The sequence below is a fragment of the Parashewanella spongiae genome (genome assembly GCF_004358345.1).
In the GTDB taxonomy this organism is placed as follows: Bacteria; Pseudomonadota; Gammaproteobacteria; order Enterobacterales; family Shewanellaceae; genus Parashewanella; species Parashewanella spongiae.
The window spans coordinates 1,440,811-1,463,271 of the sequence record NZ_CP037952.1; the positions used below are offsets into that span (position 1 = coordinate 1,440,811).

Genomic DNA, 22,461 nt, shown 5'->3' on the forward strand with positions numbered 1-22,461 from the left:
CGACGAAGTTATCCACATCTGTATAACCTCTGTTTGGATTGCTTTTTGTGATACTCCCAATACTTTTCAATATCACCACTCGATCTTAACGACCTAAGTTTTAATATAGCTTCTGCACCTTCAAGACTCCATCTCGCTCCAGTGATATCCAACCTATCATTAATCAGATGACGACAAGCTCCCTCAATGACACCGCTAGCAATTGGGAAACCTTGCTCTAACGCTTTACCGTATTCTAATCTTGATTTATTTTTCAATAGATAACCGATGCACTTATTAATGCCTTCTCGTTGTTTTAATTTCCGTTTTGTTGCACTGATCCCAAGGCCTTTTGCTACTTGTGACGCATTACCTCGTAAGATTTCAGTCGCTCGCTTTTCTATCCAATCTTCGACTTCTGGATCATCTTTTTCAAATAAGCACCACGCCGCTTTCCAGAGATATTCAAGCACATGGATGAAATCCATGACCACCGTTGCATTGATGTTGAGTTTCTTCATCACCCGATAAATTTGTTTTAGCTGATGAGGATGACCATCAACGAGTACAACCCACTGACGGCTTTGAGTTGGGTCTCGTTCCAGAGCTTCTAAAAATGCTTCTTCAATCACAGTCGCAGCGCTTCTTTCTACGCTTGCCCACACACGTTTATTTCTTGGTGGCACACGTAATGGACGAACATTTGAATTATCGTTTCTAGACATGATTGATTCTGGGGTACGATGCAAAGGCTTGGTGGTGTATACCGCTGCAACTTCTGCCATTCGTTTGCGGTCTTTTTTTTCTCCAGCACTTAGGCGTCCTTTGAGCTTCTGTTGTTTCGCTGCTTTTTGCGTGCCCTCTCTCAAGCTATTAGGTTGCATAACGATGCCTTTTCCATCCATAGTCAATACCAGTAAATCAGATGTATTTTCTGGCTTAAGGTATCTCTGCTGGAGATAAAAACCATCAAAATCTTGTGCAATATCCTGCACAATTTGCCTTGCTTGTCGCTTGGGCACGTGCGCACCTGTGGTGGTATCTATTGAGCTTACTGCATCATCATATGAGCCTTTGACTGCTTCTGTAGCGAGTCTTAGGCGTACACCATCAGAGTATTTATCTTTCGAAAGATTCAGCTCACCATCCATTGGAAACACGCTATCACACCGACGTTGACTGTAACCTTTTCGATGCATCGTTACGGTACCAAATAAACTTTCTAAGTTTCGTTTGCAGTTATTTTTCAAATGATTCAATGCAATGTCACGGTTGGAACAAACTTGCTGACGGGGCTCTTCAGCGGTTTTGATATCTAAGAAACCCTGTAATAAACACCGCAACAACTCAGTTCCTTCGGTATCGATATAAGCTTCAACTTCTCCATGGCTCTCTTGCTTAACTTGCTCGTCTTCGAGGTGCGAAATAATACGTTCAAATTGCAATTTGGCTTCAGAAAAGAATGAAAATTCGAGTGAGTTTGAGTATGCTAGTTTCATGAAAGGAGCCTTTTTATATACTTGTTGTGTGTGGAAACTGATAAGTACTATAAAATTGCTCCTTTCGCACCATTTATTAAACCCATCCAATTGATAATTAATGATCTTTTCATGGTTTTCGTCGATCAAAAAGATCTACACCCTTTTAATTTCCGTTTTGTTGCACTGATCCCAAGGCCTTTTGCTACTTGTGACGCATTACCTCGTAAGATTTCAGTCGCTCGCTTTTCTATCCAATCTTCGACTTCTGGATCATCTTTTTCAAATAAGCACCACGCCGCTTTCCAGAGATATTCAAGCACATGGATGAAATCCATGACCACCGTTGCATTGATGTTGAGTTTCTTCATCACCCGATAAATTTGTTTTAGCTGATGAGGATGACCATCAACGAGTACAACCCACTGACGGCTTTGAGTTGGGTCTCGTTCCAGAGCTTCTAAAAATGCTTCTTCAATCACAGTCGCAGCGCTTCTTTCTACGCTTGCCCACACACGTTTATTTCTTGGTGGCACACGTAATGGACGAACATTTGAATTATCGTTTCTAGACATGATTGATTCTGGGGTACGATGCAAAGGCTTGGTGGTGTATACCGCTGCAACTTCTGCCATTCGTTTGCGGTCTTTTTTTTCTCCAGCACTTAGGCGTCCTTTGAGCTTCTGTTGTTTCGCTGCTTTTTGCGTGCCCTCTCTCAAGCTATTAGGTTGCATAACGATGCCTTTTCCATCCATAGTCAATACCAGTAAATCAGATGTATTTTCTGGCTTAAGGTATCTCTGCTGGAGATAAAAACCATCAAAATCTTGTGCAATATCCTGCACAATTTGCCTTGCTTGTCGCTTGGGCACGTGCGCACCTGTGGTGGTATCTATTGAGCTTACTGCATCATCATATGAGCCTTTGACTGCTTCTGTAGCGAGTCTTAGGCGTACACCATCAGAGTATTTATCTTTCGAAAGATTCAGCTCACCATCCATTGGAAACACGCTATCACACCGACGTTGACTGTAACCTTTTCGATGCATCGTTACGGTACCAAATAAACTTTCTAAGTTTCGTTTGCAGTTATTTTTCAAATGATTCAATGCAATGTCACGGTTGGAACAAACTTGCTGACGGGGCTCTTCAGCAGTTTTGATATCTAAGAAACCCTGTAATAAACACCGCAACAACTCAGTTCCTTCGGTATCGATATAGGCTTCAACTTCTCCATGGCTCTCTTGCTTAACTTGCTCGTCTTCGAGGTGCGAAATAATACGTTCAAATTGCAATTTGGCTTCAGAAAAGAATGAAAATTCGAGTGAGTTTGAGTATGCTAGTTTCATGAAAGGAGCCTTTTTATATACTTGTTGTGTGTGGAAACTGATAAGTACTATAAAATTGCTCCTTTCGCACCATTTATTAAACCCATCCAATTGATAATTAATGATCTTTTCATGGTTTTCGTCGATCAAAAAGATCTACACCCAAAAGCACAAGCACTAAACTACCGACATACAAAACTGTCGTTACTTCGTTTCCAGCCTGCGCTGGAGTGACGAGAATTCATCGGTATACTTTCTTCCGCAACTTTCCTTATTACTTTAAAAGCTTATTTGGTCTTTGCGATCCAATTATCTACTTGTTGCTCAAGGGTGCTTAATGGCAGTGGGCCGTTTTTCAAAATTAGCGTGTGGAAATCACGGAGTTCAAACTTATCTCCAAGTTCCATCTTAGCTTTTATTCTGAGTTCTAGAATTTTTATCATTCCAATCTTATACGCAGTGGCTTGTGATGGCATAACAATGTGGCGTTCTACCATTTTTACGGCATCGGAAACAGCGTTTGGAGTGTTGGATGTGTAATACTCAATGCTTTGCTCACGAGTCCATTTCTGAGCATGGATACCTGTATCAACAACTAAACGGCAAGCTCTCCAAAGCTCCATTGCTAAGCGGCCAAAATCAAAATACGGATCCTCATATAACCCCATTTCTTTGGGGAAGTATTCGCTGTATAACCCCCAACCTTCAATATAGGCCGTGTAGCCACCAAAACGACGGAACTTAGGGATACCTTTTAATTCTTGAGAAATTGCGATTTGCATATGGTGTCCAGGAATACCTTCATGGTAAGCCAAAGCTTCCATTTGATATTTTGGCATCGCTTTCATGTCGTAGAGGTTGGCGTAGTAGGTACCAGGGCGAGAACCATCTGGAGCAGGTTGCTGATAGAATGCTTTACCCGCTGACTTTTCCCTAAAGGCTTCAACTTGTTTTGCAATTAACGGTGCTTTTGGCTTGATTTTGAAAACTTCATCAAGTCGGCTTTCCATATTGTCGATAAAAGACGTTGCTTTGGCTAAGTAAGCGGCTTTGCCTTCGTCATTAGTTGGGTAATAAAATTGCTCGTCATCACGCATGAAAACAAAGAATTCTTGCAAGGTACCTTTAAAGCCAACTTTTTTCATGATTTGACGCATTTCGGCATGAATTCGATCTACTTCACTTAGACCGAGAGTGTGAATGTCATCAGCACTCATAGTGGTCGTTGTTGTACGGGCTAAGGCATTGTTGTAATACGCTTTGCCATTTGGAAACTTCCAAGCACCATCATTAGTATCAGCTTTGCTTTGGAGCTGCTGTGCGTACTCAATAAAGCCTTGGTATGCAGGAAGAACACTTGTCATTAATGCTTTTTTCGCATCATACTCAAGCTGAGTTTGCTGCTGAGGCTCAAGTTCGAGTGCTGAAACTTTTTTCTTAAAATCAGCCCATAGCACGCTGTCTTTGCCATCGGTAAATGGTGCGCCATTGATAATGTTTTTGCTGTCTGAAATCACATAATTGAATACAAATTTAGGAGCAATGATTTTTCGTTTTGCTCTTTCTTCAAGGGCAACTTCTAACTGCTTAAAACGAAGGTTAATACCGTTTAAGCGGCTAATGTAAGCTTCAGCGTCTTTAACATCAGTTATTTGATGTTGATTAATGAGAAATGATGGAGTAGTGGAATGCACACCATACATTTGGTTTACTGGATAGGTGTGAAAGCGCCACTGATAATCAGCAATTTCATTTTGCAAATTTTGCTTTAAAAGCGAATAGCTAAGCTGAGCTTGTTCGTCCAATTTAGCAAAATCAATTGTCATTAATCTTGTTAAATTTTGCTTCGTGCGGGCGAGCTCTTTTTCATTAGCCGCTTCGCTGATTTCATCCCACTTACCATAATCTTTTTTTATGCCCAAATAAGTTTGGGTCATCGGACTTGCCATTACGCCTTCATTAAACATTGATTCAAATAAAGCGTTGGCTTTTTCACTTTCAGTTTGCTTTTTTGTTTCTGCAGAGGCTTGCGGTGTGACTGAGTGAGTGTTTTCAACGCTGCCGCAGCCACCAAGAATAAGAGATAAGGATAAGGCAAGTGTACTTACTGTAGTTTTTAGAGTCATTAGATTTGCACTTAATTGAACCATGAATAATTGTGATCCTAATGAAGCTTCATGTAAAAGTATTTTGTTAAGTGTTAGCAAATGTTTCTAAATCGAAATCTATATTTATTGACAATAATTTTCTCATACAGAGCAAGAAAGTATTTCATCGGAAATAAAAGTTGGCAAACTTGGTGATTTTAAATTCAAACATCACTAAGTGATGTTTTACGGTTTTAGAGCCTAAGGTAGTGATAAAAGGTGGAAAGATTGTCGTAATATTATCCTAAAAACATCAGTTGAACGCTGAGTATACGAGTAATACCAATTACAGTAATTAATCTCTCACTGAGCAAGAGATAAAGGTTTTCAGTACAAGGCGCATGTTCGAAGTACTATATTCCCTACGGCCGCCATACAAAACTGGCGTTCAACGCACTTAGTGCTTTTGTCGGGATAAATCAAGAACGTGCAACGCAGTAATGGAAACCTTTAGCCTTGCCCTTCGGGAGCTTGTATGCGCACACTTTGGTTTATAAAGAATACTTCACAAAATTATCTCAACGTAGCAATGTAATAACGACAGCTTTGTATGTCGGTAATAACTATGTTTTCACCAATTTCGTTTGTGCTTTGTGCGCATACATAGCTCTGAGTTGAGCATTTAATTACTGTAATTGGTATGAGTAATTGTTTGAGCAATAAGATGACCTTATCATCATGGCTTTCACCCAATGAGGGAGGTACTCTACGCTCACAAGCTTGCTAAAATGACTGCTTTCTGCGTTGTAACTTTTGCAAGTAGAATAACTACTTGCGGCAAGCTACGCCTTACTATCAGCCATTTTTTCTACGCTTGCAAACGCAGTCAACTAATGTTTCTAGGATTATTGAATAAATACTTTAAAGTCAAGGATGTGTAGGGTATGTTGGTTGAATAAGTACAATAATAAGGATTTTGAATATCCATGAAATCAATTACAGAACAGTTAGCTCGATATAAAAGTGTGCATTTAAATAGCAGTAATATTAAGACGCACTTTGTAGGAATTCCTCTTATAATTTGGGCCATATTCGTAGGACTTGGCTCACTTAGTTTTAGTATTGGCGAGTCAGGAGCAAACATAAGTCTTGGAGTTATTTTTGCTGTTGTAGTCTCGATTTATTATTTTAAATTACACTTTGGCCTAGCTGTAGCTATGTTAATTTTCATCATTCCAGTTATTTATTTGGCCGATTTTGTCGCACATACAGAAAATGGGCTTTGGGTGGCTCTCATTGCTTTTGTGATTGGGTGGATATTCCAGCTTATTGGTCATAAACATGAAAAAGCAAAACCTGCCTTTATTGATGATATAAACCAGTTATTGATTGGCCCCTTGTTTTTGATGGCTGAAATTTGTTTTGTTTTCGGAAGATTAAAGCAAATGAATGAAAATGTGACTCGTCAAGCTATTGAGTTCCGAAAACAATTAGAAGCAAGCAAACGCTGATTGTAAAATGAAGTCACTAATATCTCGGCAGTGCTTTATCCTAAATTAATCGGTTGAACGCACAATTTAGTAATTACTCAATAAGTTGTGGTAAGCCGACAATTTGTAAGACTTTGTAACGATCGTGCGATCAATTTGACTGCTTATTTTAAGGCTTCATACTCTCATCAAGTTTAATTATTTCACTTGATTCTGAAGCTAAAAATTCCTGATTTATCTGATTCAGTTTGCCCTGAATGTCGTCCTACTGTCGAAACTCTACAACAAACTATTGTAGAGCTTTCTGAGCGTGTTCAAATTTTAGAAGATGAAATCAAAGAGCTTAATACTGACCCTGATAACGATGAAAACGGCTCTAACAAAGGGAAGTCTAGCAAGCGAAAAGGAAAGCGCAGTAAAACGGCTAACCTACAAATTCATAATGAAAAAGTCATAGAGCCTGAAGCTCATATTCCATCAAACGCTCAATTCATCGGCTATAAAACATTTGTTGTTCAAAACATCGAAATTAACAACATCAACACTTGTTACAAGATGGCTCGCTATCGTCTTGCGGATGGCTCCATAGTGTCAGGTCAACTCCCTGCAGAGCTCAAAGGCTCGCACTTTGGTACAACATTAAGAACTTATGTGCTGTATCAACACCATTATTGCCAAGTGACTCAGTCACTACTGCTTGAGCAACTCAGAGAATGGGGCGTTGATATTTCAGCAGGCCAACTTAACCGTTTGTTATCAGAAAAATATGATGACTTTCATCAAGAAAAGGATGATTTACTGAACAAAGGGCTAGGCAGTACCGGTTACATCACGACTGACGATACAGGTGGACGCCATCAAGGCAAAAATGGCTTTGTCACTCATATAGGTAATGAGCTTTTTGCTTGGTTTCAAAGTTCAAGAAGTAAAAGTCGAGTAAATTTCTTGTCCTTGCTGTGCGCAGACCAACTCGGATATCGCATTAATACGGCTGCGCTGAATTACATGAAACAAAAAAAATTACCCATTGCACAGCGGAAAAGTCTTGCCAATCATCTATGTCAATTTTTTAATAACGAAGCACTATGGCAAGAGCATTTACAACAGCTAGGCTTTTCCTCTGACCGTCATATGCGATGGGCGACCGAAGGGGCGTTATTTGCTCAGGCTCTTGAAGTGCAACCTATCGAATCCTTGGTTGTTGTCAGTGATGGTGCAGGACAATTTAAAGTACTCATTCATGCGTTGTGCTAGGTTCATGCAGAAAGGCTCATTCACAACCTAATTCCACTTTGCCCTGAGCATCGGAGCGATATCAAAAAAGTGAGAAATGAGATTTGGGATTTTTACCGTGAGCTTAAATATTATAAAGTTCAGCCTTGTGCCAAAAAAGCAGATCAACTCTCTAAAAAATTTGATGATATTTTTACGCAAAAGACCAGCTATCAAACCTTGAATCAACAACTAAAACGACTGCACAAACATAAATCGTCTCTACTTCGAGTGCTGGAACGGCCTGAAATTCCGGTACATACCAACGGCAGTGAAAACGATTTGCGAGAACAGGTCAAAAGGCGAAAAGTAAGTGGTGGAACAAGGAGTGATTTAGGACGCCAATGTCGAGACACCTTTTCGAGTTTGCGCAAAACCTGCCAAAAACAAAACTTGTCATTTTGGGCGTTTTTAAATGACAGGCTTTCTCTTAAAAACACCATCCCTTTACTGGGAGACTTGGAGATGAAAGGGACTCGAACTACCACAACTTATTGAGTAGTTACAAGAAATAGCCTATTTACCCATAAAAAGGCACAGGAAAATTAAAAGCGAAGCTACACCTTATGATCCTGAGTATGAAGTTTATTTAAATGAACGGAAACTCAGCAAGGGAAGTAGAAACTCTTGGTTTGCGCCAATACTGTCAGCGTTGTGAGTTGCTGGGTAACATAACACGCCTTCGTGGAGACTTGAGCCCAGTGCAGTGAAAGTTGAACGCTGGGTTCTTAGGAGGCTGCATCTGGTTACAGGTGCCGCCTATCCGACTATGATACTTTATTACTTCATTTCCTTTGTAAAAATACCTTTAAGAGCAATTCAGTATGAAACTTTAGACTTTTGATAGCTAGAGTTTCAACGTACTAATAAAGGCTACAGGCCGATTGAGGATGAAACTTTATTGCCCGACCACATCTCCAGAATCCATTAAATCGCTATTGAAGAAAGTCAGGCAGAAACTTAGATGAGGCGACTCAAGAAAAACACTTGTGGCATGGCCGTAGAGTGCTATTAACTGACGGTTCAACACTATCTATGCCTGATACGCACGAGAACCAAGCCCAATTCCCTCAACCTAAATCACAAAAAGAAGGGCTAGGCTTTCCTCAGCTGCGGATTTTAGTGTTAATTTCTTTGGGTAGCGGTGCAGTCATTGACTCGGCTGTTTCACCTTGTAAAGGGAAAGGTACTGGCGAGCAGGCACTATTAAGAAGTATGCAGTCAGACTTGAAACAAGGCGACATTGTGCTGGGAGATGCTAATTTCGAAAACTACTTTGTTCTTGCAGGACTAATGGGGTTAGGCGTTGATGCTGTTTTCGAAAAAAACGGAGCCAGAAATGTCGATTTCAGAACCTGTGAAGAAAAGCTGGGTAAGCGAGATGGTTTATTTAAGCTAATTCGTCCATCCTGTCCAGAATGGATGACCCCAGAGGATTACGCTCAAGTGCCAGAAGAGCTTATCGTCAGAATGGTAGGAACAAAGAAACGTATCATTGTTACCACGCTCACGGATAAAGAAGTCTATCCGAAGCAAGATATTATTGATTTATACGTTTCACGATGGCATATCGAGTTGGATTTTAGGTCAATCAAGACCATGATGAAAATGGATATTTTAAGGTGTGGTAGTCCAGATATGGTGCGTAAGGAAATTGATGTTCATTTGTTAGTTTACAACATGATAAGGGCGCTTATGTGCCGAGCGGCAGAAAAAAAGGAATATCGCCTAGAGAGGCAAGTTTTAAAGCCGCACATGACGCATTACAAGATTTTCAGATATTACTTTTGCAAGCCACCGAAGGGATCATTGACACATTATTGGATGTGATAGCAGATATTATCGGCGAGCATATCGTTGGCAATCGCCCGGGGAGAAAAGAACCGAGAGCAAAGAAAAGGCGACCGAAACCGACACCAAGGTTACAACATTCAAGAAAACAAGCACGTAGGCTTAAGGTATATCAGAAGTAATTCTTAAATTAGTGCCATTGAGCTTTAGAGAGCTTAATTACGGCACTCCATGACTCGTTGCCCGAACGGAACTCTAGCAGGCATATGGCAGGTAGAGATTTAGGTCATCAGGAAGAAACTTCTTCATTAAAATGCCATGCAAAAATATTTCAGAATATGGATTGTGCTGCATGATTGTCAATTAAGAAAAACTGTAGCATCGAGTATCAGTAATTTTTTTTGCGTATATGAACGCTCCCAACCAAAACACTAAGCTCAGTTTGCTGAAGCAGCAAAGCGTTTGATTTTAATTAATCTTTATTTAGTTATCCTTGTAAGACACTTAACCTCCGAATTATGCTTTTTGTATGTTCACAACCGTGTTACTTAGCTCTAAATATTTAAATATTTAAAATTAGTTTTGTAACAGTAGCTTCAAGGGGATCTATGCAATTTCCAGTTAATTTAAACAAAGCAGGAGGTGTGGGCCTTGAACTCATGGATATTAGTAGTGAAACCCCAATAAAAAAGACCTTACAAGGCAAAATGAAAATCAGTCATGATTATTGCTTGGCTGTTTGTAAAGAAACTAACAAGCTTTTTGGATGTCGTATAAGAGATTTTCACGATCCAAGTAAATATATTTTTGTGGGAGGAAACAGTCACAAGCATAAGACTATTCAGGAATTTGTTGACTCAGCAATAATGAATGAGACTCTACCGATTAGTGTTTTGCATAACTCCATTAAAGATTTCAGTCGTGAAAATATAGACCGAGTATTGTTAGCACTAAGTTCAAATAAGCTTGGTGAACTGATGGTGTACACAGCATCTGGTCACAACCTTCCCAATTTTCCAATGGAGCAATTATCTGATTGGATGGCCAATAAATTATCTCAAAACCCTAGAGTAGTTGGAGTGATGTTAAAAGCTGCTGAAGGTGAGTTCAGGAAAGCTTTTATAGCGCGAACTGATGTCAAAAAGACATTTATCATTACTGCTATTAATTCATTAAATAAACAGAGCAAATTAGAATTAATATGTAGTTTAACCAATGATGAAAAGCGAACTTTATTTAGCATTAGCTCCCCAGTATTTAAAGTTAATGGGGATCAAACTTGCAATGATGAAGACATGATTTCCTTGGCATTGCCTATAGGAATAGAAGAAAAAGATCTCCCAAAATTAGATTTGTCTGTTGTTAACGCATCAACAGTAGAGGTCAATATAGTTGAACTTGATGTATATAAGTTGATTGCAGAAAACACCGACGTTTCGCAAGTTATTGGATTTCTTAATGACTGGACTGATGAATCTGCATTAGTGCTGTTAAATGAAGTGGATGTTGCTTGCTGCGCGCAGTTTCTCAAAGAACTACCTCAAGCAAAAGCTTCAAGCCTTTTTATGAAGATGTGTTCGGGCCAATTTGAGTATTCTTTTATTGAAGAAAGTCTAGAACAAAGTAATTCAGTTAAAGAATCAGGGACAGAGGCTGTTGGAAGTACGAATGACACAGCTTCTGATGCTGGCCTAATTGAAAGTAAAGAGTTATCAGATGATTTTTGTTCACTATCAGTTAAGCCTTCTAGAGCTGCGCGGGTGCTGCGTTACATGGATGGAGTGCAGTTTGAACTTGATACCAACTTGTTAACTACCAGAGAACTGCATGTCTTGATTACAGATTTACATAACACTAATAAAGCGCTTTGTGACGATTTAATCATGCAATTGATCGAAAATGACATTGAAAAGCTCATTAACCTTGTAAAAATATCAGGAAGCCTAATCATCAGGTTGTTGAATGATAGGCAATTAGCAACTTTAGTAGCTGCACACGAATCTGATAAAGATTTCATGGGGCAGTTAGAACCTTATATTAACGAAAATCCAGAAAGAACTGAAGGTTTTGGAAAAATATTGTTTACCTCAAATTGTACATCATTCGTTAATTTAGCCTCTCAAGTTAATGAAAATGCACTTATCGCGCTTACTGCAAGCCTATCAAGTGAAGAAAAGGCTCAATTGACATTTTCAATACCGCAAGAAAGAGTGAGTGAACTTATATTTTGTGGGAATTCGAGTGAAAATTTAATTGAATTATGTAAATCCAAAAATTTAAAAGAAGCAACATTGCTCTACATATTTTACATGTATCTTAACACGGGCGGCTCAGTGCAAACGGTTGCTCAAGCTTGTTGTGCAATTGAATCAGAATCAACTTTGATCTCGTTACTAAACTCTTTTCAACTCGATAAGGGTAATGCAGATTTTGTTAATTTATTTATTGAGCTTGTTAAGCAAGACCCTGCTTTATCATTAGTAGCCTTATTACGCATGGATAAAAGCCATAAGCGAGTTTTGCTGGATAGTAGTCAGTTTTCAGGTAAGATTTTGATTGAAATTGGAAAAAAAGTAAACATTAAAGAGTTTTTAACCTTGATTAAAGCTTTTCCAAGTGTGAATGGAGGCAAAATAATTAATATTATTTTGGCTTACACAACTGCAAAAGAAAGTGAAGTATGTTCTTTCTTTGCACAAACACAAGAAGTTGAAAATATTAAACTGCTAGCAAAATTTGGTGCACAGTATTTAGCTAAGATATTTAATATAGCTGAACTAGAGCAAAGGTCTCTTATTATTAGTCTGTTATTAAACAGTGTACAAGAGTCGTTTGAAGAAGGCGTTGATTGTAACGATCATTTGAACCAAGTTGTTAAATTTTTTGAATTGCAGGATGAAATTTTTTCATTAAACAACAAGTTTAGCTTTTTGCTTAAACTGAATGATGATCATGCGATAAATGTATTGCTTAAGTTAGAAGAAAAAGAGTCTGAACAAATGATTCAATTAGCAATCCATAACTTTCCAGATAATAAAGTAAAATGGCTACAACATAATGTGAAAACTGCAGCAGCTCTATTAGTTCATTGTTGCCCTAAGGAGAAGTCAGAGCAATGGATTAGATGTATATTGAAAGACAAAAAAATTAACCATGAAGAGTTACTTATTGAGTTAGCAAAATTTTCTAAAGGACGTATAGTAATAAATTCTTACTTGATACCGAGCATTTCTATTGAAGATTTATCGTGTATTTATGGTTACAAAAAAATAAGTAGCGATAATGTTTCTCAGTTATTGTGCATGATGGACCCAAGTGTCGCAGGTCGATGTTTACTCCAAATTGATCCTTTAGCAAAAAGAATGGAGATTGCCCGTAGTTGTGGACAAAGCTTACCTTCGATAGTCGTTACTCTTTCGCAAGAGCAGTCATCTGGAATCATTGACTTACTCGGCTCAGACTACTTTCAAGCGTTGTTTTTAAATTTCGACATTAACAATATTCAAGGAGAAATTTCTCATTACTTAGCACTAATAAAATTAATTCCAGTAATCGAAGCCGAGAAGCTCGTTGAGGTGATAAAGAATCAGTGCGTAACACTTCCAAACCCTCAATTATTGGCAACTTTACTTTTGAAAATAAACAGTAAACGTTTTGCAGCCGCAATCATTAAATTAACACCTCAAAATGAAATACAAATGCATAAATGCATGAAAATTATTGGTACCGAACGCATAATAAAGGTGATTTTAGATCAAAAAGAAATTGAAACTCGAGTCGGTGTAAATCTACTTAAGTCTATTCCACCACAGCAATCGTCATCGGTGTTGATAGAAGTTCATAAGGCTTATGTTGAAAAGAAGAATGTCGCAGTCATTAGTTGTTTACTGAGCGATGGTGAACTTAGTGAGCATATAGGAGAGCAGGCAACAAAGGTATTGAAATATTTACTTGAGAATGGCTATGTTAATGCAGTGTCGTTTTGGAGTGAGGTATTGCCAGAAGAAACAGTTATTTCGGCTGTGGCAGAACAATTAACATTGAAATCTAAACACCTTCTCACTTATTCGACGTTTTTGGCAGAATTTAAAACAGGTTTGAAAAAACAACGTTGGAAAAAAATAGTCGTTGGTGCCGTTGAGCAAAGTAGCGTTGCTGTCCGAACTTTAATATTTCAACATGGCTCTTACAAACTGTGCCTAGAACTCGCAAGAAAGATGGACGCATCTAAAACAATTGAAGTATTTAAAACTGATGGTGTTGCACAGGATGTCATTGACAAATTATCGCCTAAAGATGCTGAAGATGTTACCTTATCGATTGATCCAACCTTGGCTAAAAGCAGTCCCACCAAGCAGAAACAAATATCATTTCATCCTTTGTCAATACTTTTACTGAAAGCACCTGCAGAGTTGCTGTGTTGGTGTATTAAAAATACTGAGCTTGATACTTCTGATTGGATTAATGCACTGCCTAACCAAAAACTATTAAGGGAATCTTTGTTATTTTGCGTGTTAAAGTCCTACGAAGATAACGGTACTCTTTGCCTCATGAATGATAGGAATGATACGCGAAGGGATGCAGAGTATCGATTGAGTGATGTGTTTAAAACGTTAAGTTCTACAAAGACTGAAATGTGGCTAAGCGCAATGAACCCAAAAAGAAGAGCTGAAGCACTCTTGCTACTCACTCCTGAAACCGCCACTGAAATGATCTTCAAATTTGGAAGGGATGAATTAGTTCAAATGTTGGATACTCCTTCGGGGGGAGAATTGATTAGTTACATAGAACCCGAAGCGCCTCTTATGGCAGTTAATGAGTGCATAGAGCTTGTGGGTGATGAATTCCTAATAGAAGGTAAACAAATTGAAAGGAAAGAGAGTCCAAGTAAATTAATGCTTAAACAAAGGAGAGTGAGTATTTCTGATACTGTAAGAGAAACTCTTGAAAAGGGGTCACCCCAACGAGTCAGTTTTGTTCGTACGCTAAGTAAAAATAAGAGTGAACCTTCTGAATCGACAATGCAATCTAAAACTTTGATGGCTAGCTTGATGGAGAAAACCACACCTGAAGATGCTTGCCATATTTTGAAAAGAATGGATTCTAGAGTAGCCAATGATGTATTAACACAAATGGCTCAAGAATGTGCAATTGGAATAGCTAAGGCTCTGATGAATCAATATTATGCAGATATGTCGGCACCTCAAATATTGGATTTGTCTCAACGAGTCAGTGCAGAGATATTAGTGAGTGTGATTTTCCCTAATAAAAATGACCTAAGTGAAATCGCAAACGTGGTGGGTACATTATTAGATCCTAAAATAATTTCTACTGGGGATGATTCAGTTCTTGAGGACAATTTGAGAGGGATAGAAACTGTTATAGAAATAATTGAATTTTTAACACTTCATGAGTCAGTAGAATTAATTCGTGCTTTACCTATTTTCGCCGATATGATTTTGCCACTTTGCCCCGATTCAATGGCCGTTACAGCCGAATTTGATCAAAGTATGTGGGAGATGCTCGCTAACGTTTTGGAGCAAGCTGAGTATAAAAACATTATAGAGGTATCAGTGAAGGGGATGCCCTAAAGAAATGTTTAATAATACCATATATGGACTCTCCCCATTTGCAAGGCATTAATTATTAAAAAAAACAGGGTTCATTGCTGTCATATATTCGGCTTATTTATCAAGAGATTAACCTTGTAGCCCTGATGGTTATCCGCCCCTATTACCTTATCAATTATCACGACCTATCACGGTCTTAGGTATTATCAGGTTTCAATAGAGCGGTGCTGAACCGTTTTTCATCAATTAATGTGTTGCAAATTCTGGAGCAACCCGTTGAACATTAACTTTATTTAGTAGCTTTGCTACTCATTCTCTTTCTTACTGTTAAGCTATTTTAAGCTTGTAATCTTCGTTGTGGTTAAGCATTGCCCAAGCCATACGAGCCATTTTGTTGGCTAAAGCAACAACGGCTTTGGGTGTGGGGCTTTTAACCTAGAAACATCAGTTGACTGCGTTCTCAAGCGTAGAAAAAATGGCTGATAGTAAGGCGTAGCTTGCAGCAAGTAGTTATTCTACTTGCAAAAGTTACAACGCAAATAGCAGTTATTTTAGCAAGCTTGTGAGCGTAGAGCACTTCACTCATTGGGTGAAAGCCATGATGATAAAGTCATCTTATTGACTCAAACAGTTACTCATATACTCAGCGTTCAACTGATGTTTACCGTGAAAATTAATAGTATTAGACGCAACATAGTCCTCCCCGCAATTATTGAAGGGATAAAAATAAGTCTGGCTGTCTGTTAAGCTTTTTGCTTAACTGTTTATACCATATTGTATTTAACCATCATTTGAAGCCATCGGGGACTATTTCTCCTGACCATTAACTCCTCGTAGTTAATATCTGGGTCAAAATAGGCTTTCCTTCGGCTTAATACTGTGTAGATAATACGTAAATATCTCTCGAAAGCTTTGATGTAACGGACTTTAGGCCGTGGAATGAACTTCAGTGGTAAATACTGGATTACTTTGCAAAGCGTACATTGAATACGCTGATGTAATATTCGGATTAACGTTTTCTTGATGCCTATTGGAGGGCCTATAAACTCACGTTCTTTGGTTTCTTTCTTGATCACTTTCCGACTTTTGCAATCAGGGCATTTCATTCGGTGGTTATGGGCAATGTTAAAGATCGTTGAACCATTTTCATATTTGGAAGATAAGTAATGATAAGGGCCTTGTATTCCAAAGGAATGGTAAAGAAGTGAAGTCGACATCTACTCTAATTTTTTAGAATATTTTACCTTATCTCAGACCTAAGTATCGATTAACCGGATGAACCAGTGTGGATTTACGTGGACAATGCTCTTTTCTTTTTCTAATGGCGTTTATCACTGTATTCTTGTGTATATTTAACACTCTACCTGTATCCCTTATTCCGCTACCATTAAGTACCATGTCAATGGCTGTTTCTTTTACTCCATCTTCCCAAGCACGCTTAACATAATGAAGTAGGAATGTTTTTTTCGGGCACTCAGAGTTGGTACATAAATATTTTTGCTGCCCCTTTGGGCTTTTTCCTGCTTTTGATATTGAAGTACTTTGACAGTGAGGGCATTGAACATCTACAGAGTGACGCATGATATTCTCTAAAATAAATGAAACTAGAGTGCAACCATGATAGATCAATTCACTGCTTCAGCCCACTACCGAGAATGCTTATGATTGCGCCAACTTCAAAAATCAACCCAGTAACAGCAAAAGCTAAATAGAAACTCAGTAAAACAATTAATCTTTTCGGCATTGTAATTCTATCTTGTTAGACGGCAGGGAAACGAGCACCGAGAATAGCTTCACGGCTTGCACCTGTTACTTCAGGTAAGTTAGCAGGTAGATTATTGTGGAAGCGATAAGCTAACCAAGCAAATGCAATGCCTTCAACCCACTGCGGCTCAACACCTAAAGCCTCTGTTGTTTCGACTTGATAACCTGAAAGTAAGCTAGCTAATCGTTTCATCAACGCTCGGTTTCTGGCTCCACCCCCACAAACAAATAGTTCACCATGCTGGGAAATAGAGGATATTGCATCAGCAATACTGTGGCAGCTCAAATCGAGTAAAGTTGATTGTATGTCCGAAGCATCGAGATGTGAGTAGTTACTTAGTTGTTGCTCTAACCAAGCCTGACTGAATAACTCTTTCCCCGTGCTTTTGGGATGTGGCTGCGAGAAATACACATGGGATAATAAGTGTTTTAAAAGTTCAGGGTTTGTTACCCCCGACTCAGCCCACTCACCATTATGATCAAACGGCACTTTGTGATTTTGCTGTATCCAAGCATCGATTAATGTATTTCCTGGGCCTGTATCAAAGCCGGTAATTTGTTCGGTATTTTTTGGTAGATGGGTAATATTAGCGATTCCACCAATATTTAAGATAACTCTGTTGGTATCTTTTTTGGTGAAGACTTGTTGATGAAATGCTGGAACAAGTGGGGCACCTTGACCGCCCAACGCTACGTCTTTGCGTCTAAAGTCTGCGATAACATCAATACTGGTTTCAACGGCAATGGTATTTGGGTCGCCGATTTGTAGAGTGAAACTGACTTCTAAATTGGGCATGTGCCTAACGGTTTGTCCATGACTGCCAATAGCGATAACGTGTTTTTTATCAATACCAGATTTAGCCATCAGTTCATTAACCGCTGTTGCAAAAGCAAGCCCGACTTGACGGTCAAGACGACCCATTCGGTTAATTTCATCTGTGCTAGGTTGGCTTAATCGCTGAAGGCCCTTAAATAAATGCTCGGGAATGGACTCTGTATGAGTGGCAATGAGCTTCGGGGTATCGCCAGCAAAATCTACAAGGACAGCATCAATGCCGTCCATACTAGTGCCAGACATAAGCCCGATGAAATAAGCGTGTGTCATGTTAAGGTTACTCTGTAATGTTTCCGGCTAAACGCAACTGTTTTTGATGTTCAAGTTGGGCAATCATTTGCTTACTCACAGTAAGGAAATTTGCTTTTTCTTTTTTCGCAATTGAGGTCGATTTTGGCAGCTTAACGGTACGTGGATTGCGGTGAACCCCATTGACGATAAACTCATAATGAAGGTGTGCGCCAGTCACTCGACCTGTGCTTCCTAAGGTGCCAATTATCTGTCCTTGCTTAACCGTTTGACCTGTTTTTACTTTACGCTTTTGAAGATGTAAATACTTAGTTGTATAAGTATCATTATGCTTAATGAAAACATAATTACCATTATATTTAGAGTAACCTGACTTAATGACTCTGCCGCGACCAGTTGATTTAATCGGTGTACCGCGTGGGGCAACATAATCGACACCGCGATGAGCTTTTACTCCGCCTGTTACAGGGTGTATGCGTCTTGGATTAAAACTCGAGCTGATCCGAGTAAAGTCGACAGGTAAGCGTAAAAACGCTTTTTTCATACTACGTCCAATTTCTGAGTAATATTCCCCATTACTGTATCGAATCGCTGTGAAGCGTTCATTTTGATTAATGAACTCAGCAGCAAGAATATTACCATTTTTCAGAAATTCCCCGTCGGCATATTCTTGTTCGTAAATGAGTGAAAAACTATCCCCTTTTCTAAGATCTAAAGCAAAATCAATATCCCAACCAAATAATGTAGCAATTTGCATTATTTGATTAGGTGTTAAACCAGCATCTACGGCCGCATTCCAAAAATTGCTATCTATACTTGCTGAAGCAAACTGAGAACGGGACTCTACTTGTTTAGTGACAAGTTGTTCGTTGTAGGTATCGTTTAACTTTGAAATTTTCAATGTTGTGATGGGATCAATAATGTAATTCAAATGCACAAATTCGCCATTTGAGTTTTTGGCTATTTCAATTTGTTCACCAGGCATTAATTTCAATAAATTTTTTTTAGCCAAAGAAAGTTGCGATATCTCGTAAACATCCCTTGAGGTTAATCCAATGCGATGAAAAAGTTTTGCTAATGTATCACCAGATTGGACTTTAAATTTGTCTGTGTTGAGGGAGTGACTTTTGTGGGTACTAGCCGAATTATCACTAGAATTGATAGCGTTAATTTCAGTTTCAACAAGCTGTTTTTGATTGTTTTGTTCAAATTTTGGAGGTTCAGGTTTGCGGAATGCTAATGGAACAGTATAGCGAGTATTGGCTGAGTATTGGTTTTCAACTGTTTGTTTTGAAGCTTGTGCATTTTCAGAAGGCAACAATACAATAACCACTGAAACTAAAAATAAAGAACTTAATATGATTCTATGCGCAATAGGCAACAACTTAAATAATGTAATGACTCTCAACATCTACTCTGTAACCATTTTTTAATATCTATGCTTCCTATCAGTGTACACGCTTTCATTTGTGCTGGCTAACAAGTAACATTACTGTCTTTTGATTTTGAGATTACGCGCATAGAGGTGCTATGGCAATGGCTGATTTAGAAAAAGCATTAGCTGAGATTAAACGTGGTACCGATGAGATACTACTAGAAGCAGATTTAGTTGAAAAACTAAAACTAGGAAAACCATTAAAAGTCAAGCTGGGTGCTGATCCTACCGCACCAGATATTCATCTTGGTCATACTGTTATTTTGAACAAGTTAAGAACATTTCAAGAGCTTGGACATGAAGTGATTTTTTTGATTGGTGATTTCACTGGGATGGTTGGTGATCCAACAGGGAAAAACAGTACCCGTCCACCGCTTACTAAAGAGCAAGTGGCTAAGAATGCTGAAACCTATAAAGAGCAGGTTTATAAAATCCTTGATCCTGCAAAAACTCGTATTGAATTTAATTCAAGCTGGTTAGAACCATTAGGTGCCGCGGGTATGATCCGCTTAGGATCAAAGCAAACTGTTGCACGTATGATGGAACGTGATGATTTTAAAAAGCGTTACAATGGTGGGCAAGCGATTGCAATCCATGAATTTATGTATCCATTATTGCAAGGTTATGACTCTGTGGCGCTTGAAGCAGACGTTGAGCTAGGAGGCACAGATCAAAAATTTAATCTGCTTATGGGGCGAGAGCTGCAAAAAGCAGAAGGGCAACGTCCACAAACTGTAATTATGATGCCGCTTCTTGAAGGCTTAGATGGCGTTAAAAAAATGTCTAAGTCAGCAAATAACTATATTGGTATTGGTGAGCCTGCAAATGAAATGTTTGGCAAAATTATGTCCATTTCAGATGACTTGATGTGGCGTTATTTTGAATTATTGTCATTCCGTCCACTTGATGAAGTCGAGGGATTTAAACAAAGAATTGCTGAAGGGACTAACCCTAGAGATATTAAAATTGCTCTGGCAAAAGAAATTATTGCTCGTTTTCATGATGAAGCTGCTGCTGAAGGTGCGCATCAAGAGTTCATTAATCGTTTTCAGAAAGGAGCGATTCCAGATGATATTCAAGAGATGGAAATTGCCGCTGGAGATGGAATTGGCCTTGCCAATTTGCTTAAAGAAGCTGGTTTAGTGAGTTCAACATCAGAAGCTATGCGTATGGTTAAACAAGGTGCCGCTAAGCTTGATGGTGATAAATTAGCAGATGCTAAGCAAGTATTTACTGTGGGAACCGTAGGTGTTTTCCAAGTCGGTAAGCGTAAATTTGCTAAGCTCACTCTCGTTTAATATTTTCAATTTAAAATCTTAGTGAACGGTTAATCAAGAGCCTGAACTTGTGATGAGTTCAGGCTTTCTTGTATTTGTACTTTTAATAAAGTGGTGACTACTGCACAGCCAGTTGTTCGGAGAGCATTTGGTAGTCAATCATATCGACGTGTTTTTTGATTCGATGATTTTCAGTATCAAGCTCTAACGTCGTCACACTGGGAACGGTTAGGCTAATGACCTTTCCTGGTTTGCCGAACTGAACCCCTTTGCCCTTGAAATGATATTCACCAATCATTACGACAAAAGAACCTTTATTATATATATGAGTGATGTCAAATTTGTACTCTATCATTCCATGATAAGCACGTTTAAAAAAGTCGATAATGTGTTGACCGCCAGTGTATGTTTTACCTGCAGTCTTATCACTAAATACACTATCTCTATCATAGAAGGCTTTAAGTTTAGTGAGATCATGCTGAGTGAGGGTTTGCATATACTCGACAGCAATTTTTTGCTCTTTGGTTAATTCTTTCGAGTTTGCCAAAGCTGAAATGGAAAACGCCAAAATGATAAAGCCAATATAAATACAACGAAACATTATGCTCTCTTTAAATCAAAGGCAGGTAGGGATAACTGCCATTTTATGGCTGCAAGTCGGATGACGAATGCACTCGTCATAGCAACAACAACCGCAGCCATTGAGTCAAATTCCATATTTAAACATAAGCAGTAAATGATAGCCCCGACAATTGACGAAGTCGCATAGATTTCAGTGCGCATTATCATTGGAACTTGTCGGCATAAAATGTCACGGAGTACACCACCGCCAACGCCAGTGATAACGCCCATGATGACGATTGATACCTCACTTAACCCAAGTCCCATCGCTTTTTCTGCGCCGATCACTGTAAATAATGCTAAACCGAGTGCATCGGCAATAGGTAATAAATACCATGGTGCACTATGGTTCGTTCTGGTGAATGATAATGTCAGCATGACTGTCGTCAGAACGACGAGTATATAAGTTTGGTCTTGTAACCAAAATACGGGCGTGGTTCCCATTAATGCATCACGAATGCTTCCACCACCGACGGCGGTTACACCGGCTAGTACAAAAACGCCAAAAGGATCCATTCTGTGGTGGCCAGCTGCAAGCGCGCCTGTTAAGGCAAATACTGCTGTGCCCCATAAATCGAAAAAATAAATCCATTCGTTCATTTTATTTTGCTCATTTCCTTCAAGTGAATATTTAAGGCATCCACTGAAATTCTAATTTCAATGACGGATAACAGTAGTGAATATAAAAGTAATAACAAACTGCAACCAAAGACGAGAGAGCCAATGTGATTTTGACCGATATAAATCAAAATCATACAGATTACGCACATAGCAAATGCTAAAACGCCTGCTTCTTGCATTCTACGAATAATCGCTATGCGTTGACGCAGGTTTTTAATCTGATCATTAAGTACAGGCTTGTTGTCAGCGCTCAAATTGCGAATTAAAGCAGCTAAAGCAAAAAATCGATTGGTATAGGCCAGCAACAGCAAGGATATTGCCGGAAATAGCAATGCTGGTGTTGTTAACGATATGCGTAAATTGTCGAACAAAATAGTAGCCCTGTTAGTTTAGTTATTGAGCTGAATTATACCTGTAGTTTTATTACAAAAGGAGTGGTGAATTGATATTTTTACTTTCAATTGAAAGTAAAAATATCAAAATAAATTGAACACTAGGGTCTGTTGATCTTTCGTGATTGTTTTTGCAGCGATAAATTGGTTATTTTATTCAAGGCAGAGTTTGTGAGGTTTGGTTATTATCTACATACAAAACTGTCGTTACTTCGTTTCCAAATAAGAAAACGATAACGCAGCAGAAATGACCAATTTACGCTGTCTTCGAT

Annotated in this window: 15 protein-coding genes and 2 pseudogenes; 7 read left to right on the top strand and 10 right to left on the bottom strand. The window is 38.8% G+C overall.

Annotated elements, in window-relative coordinates; all coding sequences use genetic code 11:
* Window positions 1-8: 8 nt before the first annotated feature.
* From E2I05_RS05520 to E2I05_RS05530, 3 genes are all read right to left on the bottom strand, one after another.
* On the bottom strand, window positions 9-1,478 hold the full coding sequence (locus E2I05_RS05520) for an ISKra4 family transposase (RefSeq protein ID WP_133309494.1): 1,470 nt from the start codon (window positions 1,476-1,478) through the stop codon (window positions 9-11).
* 125 nt (window positions 1,479-1,603) lie between these two features.
* On the bottom strand, window positions 1,604-2,806 hold the full coding sequence (locus E2I05_RS05525) for an ISKra4 family transposase (protein ID WP_133309495.1): 1,203 nt from the start codon (window positions 2,804-2,806) through the stop codon (window positions 1,604-1,606).
* 266 nt (window positions 2,807-3,072) lie between these two features.
* Window positions 3,073-4,911, bottom strand: a complete 1,839-nt coding sequence (locus E2I05_RS05530) for a DUF885 domain-containing protein (RefSeq protein WP_121855192.1) — start codon at window positions 4,909-4,911, stop codon at window positions 3,073-3,075.
* A gap of 947 nt (window positions 4,912-5,858) precedes the next feature.
* Between E2I05_RS05530 and E2I05_RS05535 the strand changes: the two genes are divergently transcribed.
* The 6 genes and pseudogenes from E2I05_RS05535 (at window position 5,859) to E2I05_RS05555 (ending at window position 15,016) form a co-directional block, all read left to right on the top strand.
* Entirely contained in the window at window positions 5,859-6,383 is a 525-nt protein-coding gene (locus tag E2I05_RS05535) for an Mpo1 family 2-hydroxy fatty acid dioxygenase (RefSeq protein WP_121855190.1), read from the top strand.
* A gap of 186 nt (window positions 6,384-6,569) precedes the next feature.
* Window positions 6,570-7,616, top strand: a complete 1,047-nt coding sequence (locus tag E2I05_RS05540) for a septum formation initiator family protein (RefSeq protein ID WP_218939897.1) — start codon at window positions 6,570-6,572, stop codon at window positions 7,614-7,616.
* A gap of 69 nt (window positions 7,617-7,685) precedes the next feature.
* The gene (locus E2I05_RS22260) at window positions 7,686-8,132 is read left to right on the top strand and encodes an IS66 family transposase (RefSeq protein ID WP_207805356.1); all 447 of its coding nucleotides are present in this window, start codon (window positions 7,686-7,688) and stop codon (window positions 8,130-8,132) included.
* 480 nt (window positions 8,133-8,612) lie between these two features.
* A pseudogene (locus tag E2I05_RS05545) lies at window positions 8,613-9,464 on the top strand (IS4 family transposase); the annotation flags it as partial.
* Window positions 9,422-9,607: a hypothetical protein gene (locus E2I05_RS05550; RefSeq protein ID WP_133309406.1), complete on the top strand. Its 186-nt coding sequence runs from the start codon at window positions 9,422-9,424 to the stop codon at window positions 9,605-9,607. The pseudogene E2I05_RS05545 and the gene E2I05_RS05550, both read left to right, overlap by 43 nt.
* Before the next feature lie 426 nt (window positions 9,608-10,033).
* The gene (locus tag E2I05_RS05555) at window positions 10,034-15,016 is read left to right on the top strand and encodes a hypothetical protein (RefSeq protein ID WP_121854682.1); all 4,983 of its coding nucleotides are present in this window, start codon (window positions 10,034-10,036) and stop codon (window positions 15,014-15,016) included.
* A 743-nt stretch (window positions 15,017-15,759) separates the two neighbouring features.
* Here the strand turns inward: E2I05_RS05555 and E2I05_RS05560 are convergent.
* From E2I05_RS05560 to E2I05_RS05575, 4 genes and pseudogenes are all read right to left on the bottom strand, one after another.
* The gene (locus E2I05_RS05560; RefSeq protein WP_121854681.1) at window positions 15,760-16,212 is read right to left on the bottom strand and encodes a transposase family protein; all 453 of its coding nucleotides are present in this window, start codon (window positions 16,210-16,212) and stop codon (window positions 15,760-15,762) included.
* Between the two features lie 63 nt (window positions 16,213-16,275).
* Window positions 16,276-16,576, bottom strand: a pseudogene (locus E2I05_RS05565) (IS1/IS1595 family N-terminal zinc-binding domain-containing protein); the annotation flags it as partial.
* A 178-nt stretch (window positions 16,577-16,754) separates the two neighbouring features.
* The gene (locus E2I05_RS05570; protein ID WP_121854680.1) at window positions 16,755-17,864 is read right to left on the bottom strand and encodes an anhydro-N-acetylmuramic acid kinase; all 1,110 of its coding nucleotides are present in this window, start codon (window positions 17,862-17,864) and stop codon (window positions 16,755-16,757) included.
* Window positions 17,865-17,871: 7 nt separating this feature from the next.
* Window positions 17,872-19,254, bottom strand: coding sequence for a peptidoglycan DD-metalloendopeptidase family protein (locus E2I05_RS05575; RefSeq protein ID WP_121854679.1), 1,383 nt, complete (start codon window positions 19,252-19,254; stop codon window positions 17,872-17,874).
* 125 nt (window positions 19,255-19,379) lie between these two features.
* Here E2I05_RS05575 and tyrS point away from each other — a divergent pair, with 125 nt between their 5' ends.
* The gene (gene tyrS / locus E2I05_RS05580) at window positions 19,380-20,576 is read left to right on the top strand and encodes a tyrosine--tRNA ligase (RefSeq protein WP_121854683.1); all 1,197 of its coding nucleotides are present in this window, start codon (window positions 19,380-19,382) and stop codon (window positions 20,574-20,576) included.
* 97 nt (window positions 20,577-20,673) lie between these two features.
* On the opposite strand, the gene E2I05_RS05585 is transcribed toward tyrS, so the two are convergent.
* The 3 genes from E2I05_RS05585 to E2I05_RS05595 are packed head-to-tail and all read right to left on the bottom strand — an operon-like array spanning window position 20,674 to window position 22,168.
* On the bottom strand, window positions 20,674-21,156 hold the full coding sequence (locus E2I05_RS05585) for a nuclear transport factor 2 family protein (protein ID WP_121854678.1): 483 nt from the start codon (window positions 21,154-21,156) through the stop codon (window positions 20,674-20,676).
* Window positions 21,156-21,776 carry a trimeric intracellular cation channel family protein gene (locus tag E2I05_RS05590; protein ID WP_121854677.1) on the bottom strand — a complete coding sequence of 207 codons (621 nt, stop codon included), beginning with the start codon at window positions 21,774-21,776 and terminating at the stop codon, window positions 21,156-21,158. The genes E2I05_RS05585 and E2I05_RS05590 overlap by 1 nt, the downstream gene beginning before the upstream one ends.
* Window positions 21,773-22,168 (bottom strand): DUF2721 domain-containing protein, encoded by a 396-nt coding sequence (locus tag E2I05_RS05595; RefSeq protein WP_121854676.1) that lies wholly within the window; start codon window positions 22,166-22,168, stop codon window positions 21,773-21,775. The genes E2I05_RS05590 and E2I05_RS05595 overlap by 4 nt, the downstream gene beginning before the upstream one ends.
* Between the last annotated feature and the right edge of the window lie 293 nt (window positions 22,169-22,461).

What these genes read in the sequence shown, in the direction of transcription:
- E2I05_RS05520 (WP_133309494.1), bottom strand. Translation starts at nt 1,478, where the DNA reads ATGAAACTAGCATACTCAAACTCACTCGAATTTTCATTCTTTTCTGAA.
- E2I05_RS05525 (WP_133309495.1), bottom strand. Translation starts at nt 2,806, where the DNA reads ATGAAACTAGCATACTCAAACTCACTCGAATTTTCATTCTTTTCTGAA.
- E2I05_RS05530 (WP_121855192.1), bottom strand. Translation starts at nt 4,911, where the DNA reads ATGACTCTAAAAACTACAGTAAGTACACTTGCCTTATCCTTATCTCTT.
- E2I05_RS05535 (WP_121855190.1), top strand. Translation starts at nt 5,859, where the DNA reads ATGAAATCAATTACAGAACAGTTAGCTCGATATAAAAGTGTGCATTTA.
- E2I05_RS05555 (WP_121854682.1), top strand. Translation starts at nt 10,034, where the DNA reads ATGCAATTTCCAGTTAATTTAAACAAAGCAGGAGGTGTGGGCCTTGAA.
- E2I05_RS05560 (WP_121854681.1), bottom strand. Translation starts at nt 16,212, where the DNA reads ATGTCGACTTCACTTCTTTACCATTCCTTTGGAATACAAGGCCCTTAT.
- E2I05_RS05570 (WP_121854680.1), bottom strand. Translation starts at nt 17,864, where the DNA reads ATGACACACGCTTATTTCATCGGGCTTATGTCTGGCACTAGTATGGAC.
- E2I05_RS05575 (WP_121854679.1), bottom strand. Translation starts at nt 19,254, where the DNA reads ATGTTGAGAGTCATTACATTATTTAAGTTGTTGCCTATTGCGCATAGA.
- tyrS (WP_121854683.1), top strand. Translation starts at nt 19,380, where the DNA reads ATGGCTGATTTAGAAAAAGCATTAGCTGAGATTAAACGTGGTACCGAT.
- E2I05_RS05585 (WP_121854678.1), bottom strand. Translation starts at nt 21,156, where the DNA reads ATGTTTCGTTGTATTTATATTGGCTTTATCATTTTGGCGTTTTCCATT.
- E2I05_RS05590 (WP_121854677.1), bottom strand. Translation starts at nt 21,776, where the DNA reads ATGAACGAATGGATTTATTTTTTCGATTTATGGGGCACAGCAGTATTT.